Origin of the sequence: Chitinibacter sp. ZOR0017 (assembly GCF_000799095.1) — a bacterium.
Classification (GTDB): domain Bacteria; phylum Pseudomonadota; class Gammaproteobacteria; order Burkholderiales; family Chitinibacteraceae; genus Chitinibacter; species Chitinibacter tainanensis.
The window spans coordinates 78,000-87,803 of the sequence record NZ_JTLG01000018.1; the positions used below are offsets into that span (position 1 = coordinate 78,000).

The following is a 9,804-nucleotide window of genomic DNA, read 5'->3' on the forward strand; positions in this document are numbered from 1 at the left end:
ATGATCGCCCAAGAACTCGAAGTTAGTTTGCACATGGCGTTCATGGATGCGCGGCAAAAGCGCCATGAATACATCACAGTCGAGCACCTACTGCTGGCCCTGCTGGATAATCCTTCGGCCATTGAAGTGATGAAAGCCTGCGGCGCCAATCTGGAAGAGCTGCGCCGGCAGCTAGGCGACTTTGTCACCGAACACACCCCGGTGGTGTCGGGTACCAATGAAGTCGAAACCCAACCGACCATCGGCTTTCAACGCGTGATTCAGCGCGCCATTTTGCATGTGCAGTCTTCCGGCAAAAAAGAAGTCACCGGCGCCAATGTGCTGGTAGCGATTTTTGGCGAAAAAGACAGCCACGCCGTCTATTTCCTGCATCAGCAAGGCATTACTCGCCTCGATGTGGTGAACTTCATCGCCCATGGCATCAGCAAAAGCAGCCAAAGCGCGCCACAATCGGCGCCCAAAAGCGAACAAAATGAAGATGGCGACAATGAAACCCCAAGTGGTGGCGCGCTGGAAAACTACACCCAGAACATGAATCAGCAAGCCTTGGCGGGCAAAATCGATCCGCTGATCGGCCGCGATCATGAGCTGGAACGCGTGATCCAGATTTTGTGCCGCCGCCGCAAAAATAACCCGCTGCTGGTGGGTGAAGCCGGCGTGGGCAAAACCGCCATTGCCGACGGTTTAGCTCGCAAAATCGTCGAGGGCGATGTGCCCGATGTATTGGCCGATGCCACCGTATACACGCTGGATATGGGCGCCCTGCTCGCCGGCACCAAATACCGTGGCGATTTTGAGCAACGCTTAAAAGCAGTCATCAAGCAGCTCTCCGAAGAGCGCAACGCAATTTTGTTTATCGACGAGATCCATACCTTGGTGGGCGCAGGTGCGGCTTCTGGCGGCACGCTGGACGCCTCTAATCTGCTGAAACCGGCGCTGTCGAATGGTTCGCTCAAATGCATTGGCGCCACCACCTACAGTGAATTCCGCGGGATTTTCGAGAAAGACAATGCGCTGTCGCGACGCTTCCAGAAAATCGATGTGGTTGAGCCGACGATCGAGCAAACCATTGAGATTCTGAAAGGGCTGAAAGATAAATTTGAGAGCCACCACGGCGTAAAATACACCGCTGCGGCGCTCACCACGGCGGCAGAATTGTCGGCTAAATTTATCAATGACCGCCATCTGCCGGATAAAGCGATTGATGTGATTGACGAAGCCGGCGCGGCGCAAAAAATCTTGCCGCGCTCGAAACAGAAAAAAACCATCGGCAAAGGCGAGATCGAAGACATCATCGCCAAAATTGCGCGTATCCCACCAAAATCAGTCTCTTCTGACGACAAAAACACGCTCAAAACGCTGGAGCGCGATCTGAAAAACGTGGTGTTCGGGCAGGAAAAAGCCATCGAAGTACTCGCCACATCGATCAAGATGGCGCGTGCTGGCCTTGGCAACCCGCAAAAACCGATTGGCTCCTTCCTGTTTAGTGGCCCAACCGGGGTTGGTAAAACCGAAGTGGCCCGCCAGCTGGCCTACACCATGGGCATCGAGCTGATCCGCTTTGATATGTCCGAATATATGGAGCGCCATGCGGTTAGCCGACTGATTGGCGCGCCTCCGGGCTATGTGGGTTTTGAACAGGGCGGGCTCTTAACCGAAGCCATCAATAAGCACCCGTATGCGGTCTTGCTGCTGGATGAGATCGAGAAAGCGCATCCGGATATCTACAACGTGCTGTTGCAGGTGATGGATCACGGCACGCTCACCGATAACAACGGCCGCAAAGCCGATTTCCGCAACGTGGTGATCATTATGACCACCAATGCGGGCGCAGAAATGCTGAATAAATCGGTGATCGGCTTTACTGCCCGCAAGGAAACCGGCGACGAAATGCAGGAAATCAAGCGCATGTTCACGCCGGAATTCCGCAACCGGCTAGATGCGATTATCCCGTTTGCGCCGCTAACGCACGAAATCATTCTGCAGGTGGTCGACAAATTCCTGATGCAACTGGAAGCGCAGCTGCACGAGAAGAAAGTCGACGCGCATTTCTCACCGGCGCTGAAAGATTATCTGGCCCAGCATGGTTTCGACCCGCAAATGGGCGCGCGCCCAATGGCCCGCCTGATTCAGGACACCATCCGCAAAGCGCTGGCGGACGAATTGCTGTTTGGCCGGCTGGTGAATGGCGGCGAAGTCACCATCGACATCGACGACAATGGCAAGGTGTCGCTCTCCATCCCTCAAAAAGAAATGGCCCCAGCCTAATACCCACACAGGGTATTTTCTGAAGATCATCTGCAAATGCCAGTGATAAAAAACCCGCCAGCTGGCGGGTTTTTTATTGGGGTGCAAATACTTATTGCTGGGGCTTATTTCTGCACCACGGTCACCAGCTGCGCCGGGGTTGGCGCTGGGAAGGCCGCCAAGGTTTCCAGAATGGCGCGATTGGTATCGAAATACACTTGCCAGTAATGATCATTGTGGCAATACGGGCGCACCGCCAGCACAGGGCCTACCAGCTGGAAATCCAGGATTTCCACTTCCACCGCAGGCTCAGCCAGTACATTGGGTACTTGAGCAATGCGCGCTTTCAGCGCCGCAATCGCTGCGGGCGCATCCGCCGCCCCTGACAGCTGGGCTTTCAGATCCACACGGCGATAAGCGTTGGCGCTGTAGTTGGCAATGTTGTCGCTAAAGATTTTGTTGTTGCCAACCACAGTCAAGACGTTGTCGGGCGTCATCACGGTGGTGGCAAACAGGCCCACTTCGTGCACGATACCGGTTACGCCGCCGGCGCAAATCATGTCGCCAACTTTAAAGGGCCGCAACACGATCAGGAAGGCACCACCGGCAAAGTTGGCCAGCAAGCCCGACCAAGCCATCCCGATCGCCACACCAGCAGCGGCCAGTAAGGCAGCGAAGGTGGTGGTTTGAATACCGAAGTAGCCCAGAATACCGATCACCAGCAAGACATTCAGCAACACCGTAACGGCCGAGCCCACATACCGCAAGACGGTTGGGTCCACTTTTTGCCGCGAAAGGCCGCTTTGTACAAAGCGCACCACCACCCCGATCAACCAACGGCCAATCACCCAGAAGGCAATCGCCGCAAGGATTTTCACCCCGAATTCGGCCACATAGCCCATGATCAGATCTTGATACTTATTCACCAGACTTGAATCCATTGACGCTCTCCTTATGAAATGCTGATAGCAAGCCAACAAATCATACCGTAGGCATCAAGAAAGCCAAATGAAAACGGGGATGGTGTTACCCGCGTGGATGGTGTTGCTGGTGCAGTGACTTCAGCCGCTCGGCCGCCACCTGGGTGTAGATCTGCGTGGTGGTGATATCGGCGTGCCCAAGCAGGCTTTGCACCACCCGCAAATCAGCGCCATGATTGAGCAAATGCGTGGCAAAGGCATGCCGTAAAACGTGCGGGCTGAGCTGACTGGCCGCCACCCCCGCCGCGGTGGCATATTGCTTGATGATGAACCAGCAACCTTGCCGCGTCATCGCTTCGCCACGCTGATTCACAAACAGACACGGCTCGCTGGCGTGTTTCACCAGCAGTGGGCGCGCTGCTTGCAAATAGCGCTCCAGCCACTCGCTGGCCACCTCGCCCAGCGGCACCAAACGCTGTTTATCGCCCTTGCCGTGCAATACCCGCAGATAGCGCTCACGCAGATGCAACTGGCTCAGCGGTAAGCTCACTACCTCGCTCACCCGCAAGCCGGTGGCGTACATTAGCTCAAGAAGCGCGCGATCACGCAAGCCAGCGGGGGTATCCAAATCGGGGGCGTCCAGCAGCGCTTCGATTGTATCTTCGGGCAATGATTTGGGCAGCGGTCGCACCCGCTTGGGCGTGACCAGCTCGGCACAGGGATCGAGCGTCAGCCGCTCTCGGGCCAGCCAGTACTGATAAAACTTGCGCAAACTGGCCATCCGCCGAGCAAGGCTCGCCGCTTTCAAATCCCGCGCCTGCCGCGCCAGAAAAGCCTGCACGGTATCGCGATCAACCTGCAATACATCATGTTGCCCGCGCTCCTGTGCCAGCCATTGCGCCCAGATCAGCAAATCGCGCCGGTAGCTGTCAATGGTATTGCGCGCCAGCCCTTCTTCCAGCCAGATTCCATCCAAAAACGCATCAATCAGAGCAGTAGTGGCGGCCACAGCGCTGGCCCGCTCGTCTGCCACACTGACATCAGCATCACTCGCGGCATCGACCATCAGTGCACGCCCTCGTGCGCCAGCAGCCAGCGCTTGATCGGCAACCAGTCGCGCCCATCCCGCTGGGCGTTAAAACCACCTAAACCCTTGGCGCCCAGAATCCGATGGCAGGGAACAATCACCGGATACGGGTTGCGCCCACAGGCGGTGCCCACCGCCAAAGCGCTGGATTGCAGCTCGCGCGCCAGCTCACCGTAGCTGCGCGTTTGCCCCACCGGGATACGCTGCATCGCCGCCCACACCTGTTGCTGATGCGCAGTTCCGACACTCAGCAGGGGCAAAGTAAAAGTGAAATGCGGGTTATGCCAATAGGCTTCCAGCTGGCGCACGGCCTCTTGCAAGATCGCGCCAGTAGGCACCACCGCTGGCGGCGCCTCGAGCAGAAACTCCACCCGCAATAGCGCCTGCGCATTGGCCCACAGGGCAAGGCCCCCAAATGGGGTGACCAGCTGGGCAAAATCGCTCGCCCCAGCCAGATACCCCATGCCGTATTGCCCGCTAGAGCTTGTATTATTTAGATTCAAAAGCAATACCCCTACTCAGCATACAGCGCGGCATGCAGTGCAGTGAGCAAGCGCTGGTTATCGTCCTCGCTCAACTCCCAGAACATCGCCCCGGCTAGCCCCTCTGCGCGCGCAAAGGCGCCTTTTTCGGCGATGGAGATTTCATCTTCATAGCTGATAAAGGTATCACCATCGTACAGCCACGGCGCCCGCGCGACCGGATCACGCTGTTGCTGCCAGCGCGGATCGCTCAGCAAGGGGCGAATTTTGGCAAAGCCCGGCGCCGCATTGCTGCCGGCCTGCCCAGCTGCGCCCAAACCGGGCGCCGCCACGCCTTGCAGGCTGCGGCCGTAGAATGGGCAACCCAGCACTAATTTCTCGCGTGGTACGCCATTGGCCACATACAGCGCCACCGCACCCGCCGCACTATCGGCCGTTGGCTCGTGAGCTGGCGGATATAAATTGGCATGATGGCCGGCCCGCGTGGCCCAGCCATTGTAAAAATCGTAGGTCATCAGATTGATAAAATCGCAGGCCGCGGCCACTGGTCCGATCTCCACCCCATCGAGATAATACTGCCCCGCACCCGCGGCGATGCTCAGCAAATACGGGCGTGCCGCCGGTCGGGCTGCGCTGCACGATTCGGCATCGAGTGCCTGGCGAAAGTCTTGTAGTAGCAGGGTGAAGTTTTGCCGATCTTGCGGGCGGGCGCGAATGCCGGCCATATCGTTGCTGGGGTATTCCCAATCCAGATCAATCCCATCCAGCCCATAGCGGCGGATAAAGGCCAGACCCGAAGCCACCAGCTTGGCACGCGATTCGGCGGTGAGCGCAGCATCGGAGAAGCCATCGGCGCTCCAGCCCCCCACCGAAATCAAGATCTGCAAGGCCGGATTACGCGCACGTAGCGCGAGCATTTGCTGCATCACCGCCTCTTGCTGCGCCAAGGCGGCGGCATCGCCACTGAATGCGCCCGGCAAATCAAGCTCTCCATCGCGAATCACCGCAAAGGCATAGCAAAGATGGCTCAGTTTTTCGACCGGCAATGACTCAAAAGCATATGGCTCCCAAGTGGCCAGATAGGCCAGCAGCATCGGCATTGCAGTTCCTTATCAGGGTATTACCCTGCAAGCATTATCAAAATTAGCTTAGATGGCAATACCCCAAACAGGTATTACAGCGCAGCAATCACGGTCATTTCCACCAGATAACGTGGATCGGCCAATTTGGCCTGCACCGTGGCGCGCGCGGGGGTGTGGCCGGCCGGCACCCAGGCAGACCAGGCCTGATTCATGGCATCGTAATCAGCCATGTCGGTAAGGAAAATCGTCACCTGCAAAATTTTGCTTTTATCCGAGCCCACTTCGGCCAGTAGCTTATCAATGCAGCCCAGCACTTCTTCGGTTTGCCCGAGAGCGTCTTTATCGAGGTTTTCGGCAATCTGGCCGGCAAGATACACGGTATTGTTGTGCACGACGGTTTCGCACAGACGAGGGCCAACGTGATAACGCTGAATCGATGACATCATGACATTCCTTGTGAGAATAAAAAGCGAACGATGAAAAAAGGCGAGCCGCAGCTCGCCTGGATAAATTGGCTGGCTTAAGCCACGGCCCGCAGCCTGAGCGAGAAGTCGGCCAGCGCCTTAATCCCGCTGGCTTCGGCGCGTTGGCACCAATCCTGCAACTGCTCAACCAGCTCGGCGCGGGTCAGCGTTGAGCGCTCCCAAATGCGGGTCAGCTCTTGGCGCATCTGATACACCTGTGTGAGCACCGCGCTTTGCGCCAGCAGTGCCTGCAAGCTGGTTTGCTCCGCCACCGGGGTATCTTTGGCATCTTGTTTCAGCCAGATTTTCATTTGCCGCACCGGGTTGAAATTGAGCGCCGGCAAGCTGGCATTGGCGCGCAATTGCTCGATTTCGCTGGCCACAGTGGCTTTTAAGGTGCGCGCGTAGCTGGCGGCGATGGCGTAACGATTGGCGATCACAGCCTGAACGGCCAGCTCGTCAAACACCGGCCGGGCGGTGCCTTGCTTGAGCTTGGGCGCTACTTTGCGCACAGTGGCCAAGCGGCAGAAGGCCAGCGTGCGGATATACAGCCAGCCAATATCAAACTCAAACCACTTATACGACAGCTTGGCCGAGGTGCCGAAGGTGTGGTGATTGTTATGCAGCTCTTCGCCGCCGATCAAAATCCCCCACGGCAGCAGATTGGTGGAGGCATCTTCACATTCGAAATTGCGATAGCCCCAGAAGTGGCCGATGCCATTAATTACCCCGGCTGCCATGATCGGAATCCACATCATTTGCACGGCCCAGATCCAGATACCGTTCACACCAAATAGCAGCAAATCCAAGACCGCCATGGTCGTTGGGCCCCAGACGCTATGCGGGGTATACAAATGGCGCTCAATCCAGTCATCGGGTGTACCGTGGCCGTATTTTTGCAGCGTTTCCTGATTTTTGGCTTCGGCGCGATACAGCTCCCAGCCTTCCCAGAAGACTTTTTTCAGCCCCAACACCTGCGGGCTGTGCGGGTCTTCGGCAGTTTCACATTTGGCGTGATGCTTGCGGTGAATGGCCGCCCATTCCTTGGTGACCTGAGCCGTAGTCAGCCAGAGCCAGAACCGGAAAAAATGACTGATCAGCGGATGCAAATCCAGCGCGCGGTGCGCTTGGTGGCGATGCAAAAAGATCGTGACCGCGGCAATCGTGATGTGTGTTAAAACCAGCGTAACGAGGATATATCCCCACCACGGCAAATCAATCCAACCATTCAACCAAGACATACTTCTTATTCCTCAAGCCGGCCACCGATGGGTGGCCTCTGTGCTGATTTTACGCAGAAACCTCAGGCGCTGCAGAATTCTTCGGCGCCTCTGCCGGCTGGCCGGTTGGCGGCAGGATCATGACATCGCGCCGTGGGTAAGGAATCTCGATGCCATGGGTTTTAAAGGCGCGCCAGATACTCAGATTGAGCTCAGACTTGAGCCCCATCTGTCCGTTTTCAGGGTCGGCCAGCCAGAAACCCAGCGTGAGATTAATCCCGCTATCGGCAAAAGCCGTGACAAACGCCCCCGGCGCAGGGTGCGGCAGAATACGTGGATTGTCTTTAGTCACATCCACCATAATCTTCATGACCAGCTCTAGATCGGAATCATACGCCACCGACACCGGCAAGCCGACCCACACCGAGCGATCGTTATACGATTGATTAACCACGGTTTGGGTAATCAGCGTGTCGTTCGGCACTAGCGACTCCGTCCCATCCGCCGCTTTGAGCACGATATAGCGCGAGGTGAGGCCGCTGATCACACCTTGGCGGTTATCCACGGTAATCAGATCGCCCATTTTGATGGAGCGATCCAGCAAAATGATAAAGCCCGAGACATAATTCGAGGCGATCTTTTGCAAACCAAAACCCAAACCCACACCCAGCGCACCACCAAACACCGACAGTACCGTGAGATCGATGCCCACCAGCGAGAGAGACAGCAACACGGCCAGCACCACCAGCACCGAGCGCATCACTTTCACCAGCACCACGCGGACGTTCATTTCCATCACATCGGTGGCCATTAAGCGGGCTTCAATCGTGCGCCCAGCCCACATCGCCAGCAACAAGGTCGCCCCTACTGAAAGCAGGCCTTGCAACACGGTGAGCACCGAAATATGCACTTTGCCGGCGTTGAAACTGATTTCATCAAGGGTTTGCAGCACTTCCGGCAGAATACCGACGACATGCAAGACATACAGGCCCCAAATCACCAGCGCGATGTATTTCTCCCATTGCTGCACCCATTTGGCATCTTGGAAGACCCGGCGAATCACATACACCAGCAGCCGAATATTCACCATCGCCAGCATCAGCAAATTGGCCACCCGCAGCAGCGAATTCACATGCCCTTCCAGCAGCGACAAGGTCAAATTGCTGACACTCACCAGGATAAGCGCGAGCACGGGGAAAAGGATGCGGCGCAGGCCATCTTCACCCGTTTTCCAGCGCATGCCCGCAATGGTCGAAGAGCGCAAAATACGGCGCGATACCCAGTAGGCCAGCCCCCAGCACAAGAGCAGCAAAATGCCCTGCGTAATGATCTGCGGGTGTGCAAAACCCAGCTGATTCACATCATGAATCAGCTTGGCTAAGAGATTATGCCGTTCGAGCTCCATTTAGGCCCCCCGGATTTTTTGCAGAGTTTGCGTGGTTGAAGTCGCAAAACGGAATGGAATCGAATGCACCGCGCCCCCCCGCGCGAGCACTTCACGACTTCCTACCATCGCCTCGGGAGCCCAGTCCCCCCCTTTCACCAAAACATCCGGCTGCACCATCTCGATCAGATTGAGCGGGGTATCTTCATCAAACCAGGTCACCAGTGCCACCGATTCGAGGCTAGCCATCACGGCCGCACGGTTTTCTAGCGGATTAATCGGGCGGTCATCACCCTTCCCCAAGCGGCGCACCGAAGCATCCGTATTCAGCGCCACCACCAAACTGCCGCCCAGCGCGCGGGCCTGCGCCAAATAGGTAACGTGGCCGCGGTGCAGGATATCAAAGCAGCCATTGGTAAAAACCACTGGTTTTGGCAAGGCCGCCAAACGAGCCGCCAAATCAGCAGGGGCGACTATTTTTTGTTCAAAGTCGGGCGTGGGATAGTTTTGCATCGTATTCTCATCGGCCACATCAAGGGCCAGCAGTGCATCAATATCCGGCATTATAAGGAGAGGGCGATGCCAGTGATAGCCAAGAGCGATGTTAATTGTTGAAGGAACTTCTGCGATGATGGGCTAATGAGCAATCCCAATCGAATAGATGCAAATCAGTGCCGTCATTTACCAGCATACTACGGGGTATCCGCCTAGGATCTATTATTTACAGAGCTTCTAGCAGAATACTCCCCATAATCTAAAAATTGCATCTGATAAAACAAAGCCCAGCGTAGCTGGGCTTTGTTTTTGGGTTTGCTGGCTTGGGCGCGGCCGGTTCGTGGTGCTGTTGTCTGTCGTGGATGTTGTGCGAGGCTTTGCTTTGCCGGTGTTCAGCGCTTTTCCACTTCCGCCGCGCAAAGC

General features: G+C 56.5%; 10 protein-coding genes. 1 reads left to right on the forward strand and 9 read right to left on the reverse strand.

Translation table 11 applies throughout. The features are described 5' to 3' along the window. Complete coding sequence (gene clpA, locus L991_RS06710) at nt 1-2,268, forward strand: ATP-dependent Clp protease ATP-binding subunit ClpA (RefSeq protein ID WP_047393568.1); 2,268 nt, start codon at nt 1-3, stop codon at nt 2,266-2,268. Nucleotides 2,269-2,372: 104 nt separating this feature from the next. Here clpA and L991_RS06715 read toward each other — a convergent pair whose 3' ends face one another. The 9 genes from L991_RS06715 to L991_RS17675 all read right to left on the reverse strand — a co-directional run. Further along, nucleotides 2,373-3,188, reverse strand: a complete 816-nt coding sequence (locus tag L991_RS06715; RefSeq protein ID WP_047393569.1) for a mechanosensitive ion channel family protein — start codon at nt 3,186-3,188, stop codon at nt 2,373-2,375. 85 nt (nt 3,189-3,273) lie between these two features. Next, complete coding sequence (gene xerD / locus L991_RS06720; RefSeq protein WP_052190689.1) at nt 3,274-4,233, reverse strand: site-specific tyrosine recombinase XerD; 960 nt, start codon at nt 4,231-4,233, stop codon at nt 3,274-3,276. Continuing rightward, on the reverse strand, nt 4,233-4,757 hold the full coding sequence (locus L991_RS06725) for a methylated-DNA--[protein]-cysteine S-methyltransferase (protein ID WP_197053831.1): 525 nt from the start codon (nt 4,755-4,757) through the stop codon (nt 4,233-4,235). Before L991_RS06725 ends, xerD begins: the two co-directional genes overlap by 1 nt. Before the next feature lie 11 nt (nt 4,758-4,768). Then, entirely contained in the window at nt 4,769-5,836 is a 1,068-nt protein-coding gene (locus L991_RS06730; RefSeq protein WP_052190690.1) for a glycoside hydrolase family 18 protein, read from the reverse strand. A 74-nt stretch (nt 5,837-5,910) separates the two neighbouring features. Next, nucleotides 5,911-6,261, reverse strand: a complete 351-nt coding sequence (locus L991_RS06735; protein WP_028449783.1) for a RidA family protein — start codon at nt 6,259-6,261, stop codon at nt 5,911-5,913. Nucleotides 6,262-6,338: 77 nt separating this feature from the next. Then, nucleotides 6,339-7,523: a fatty acid desaturase gene (locus tag L991_RS06740; RefSeq protein WP_047393571.1), complete on the reverse strand. Its 1,185-nt coding sequence runs from the start codon at nt 7,521-7,523 to the stop codon at nt 6,339-6,341. Between the two features lie 49 nt (nt 7,524-7,572). Then, nucleotides 7,573-8,907 (reverse strand): mechanosensitive ion channel family protein, encoded by a 1,335-nt coding sequence (locus L991_RS06745; protein WP_052190691.1) that lies wholly within the window; start codon nt 8,905-8,907, stop codon nt 7,573-7,575. Next, nucleotides 8,908-9,399, reverse strand: a complete 492-nt coding sequence (gene rfaE2, locus L991_RS06750; RefSeq protein WP_047393597.1) for a D-glycero-beta-D-manno-heptose 1-phosphate adenylyltransferase — start codon at nt 9,397-9,399, stop codon at nt 8,908-8,910. A gap of 219 nt (nt 9,400-9,618) precedes the next feature. Next, nucleotides 9,619-9,804: hypothetical protein (locus L991_RS17675; RefSeq protein WP_231550500.1), on the reverse strand; the 186-nt coding region annotated here is incomplete at its 5' end.

Excerpts from the sequence above, each read along its gene's own strand:
- L991_RS06730 (WP_052190690.1), bottom strand. The coding sequence starts at position 5,836 with ATGCCGATGCTGCTGGCCTATCTGGCCACTTGGGAGCCATATGCTTTT.
- L991_RS06715 (WP_047393569.1), bottom strand. The coding sequence starts at position 3,188 with ATGGATTCAAGTCTGGTGAATAAGTATCAAGATCTGATCATGGGCTAT.
- L991_RS06740 (WP_047393571.1), bottom strand. The coding sequence starts at position 7,523 with ATGTCTTGGTTGAATGGTTGGATTGATTTGCCGTGGTGGGGATATATC.
- clpA (WP_047393568.1), top strand. The coding sequence starts at position 1 with ATGATCGCCCAAGAACTCGAAGTTAGTTTGCACATGGCGTTCATGGAT.
- xerD (WP_052190689.1), bottom strand. The coding sequence starts at position 4,233 with ATGGTCGATGCCGCGAGTGATGCTGATGTCAGTGTGGCAGACGAGCGG.
- rfaE2 (WP_047393597.1), bottom strand. The coding sequence starts at position 9,399 with ATGCAAAACTATCCCACGCCCGACTTTGAACAAAAAATAGTCGCCCCT.
- L991_RS06745 (WP_052190691.1), bottom strand. The coding sequence starts at position 8,907 with ATGGAGCTCGAACGGCATAATCTCTTAGCCAAGCTGATTCATGATGTG.
- L991_RS06735 (WP_028449783.1), bottom strand. The coding sequence starts at position 6,261 with ATGTCATCGATTCAGCGTTATCACGTTGGCCCTCGTCTGTGCGAAACC.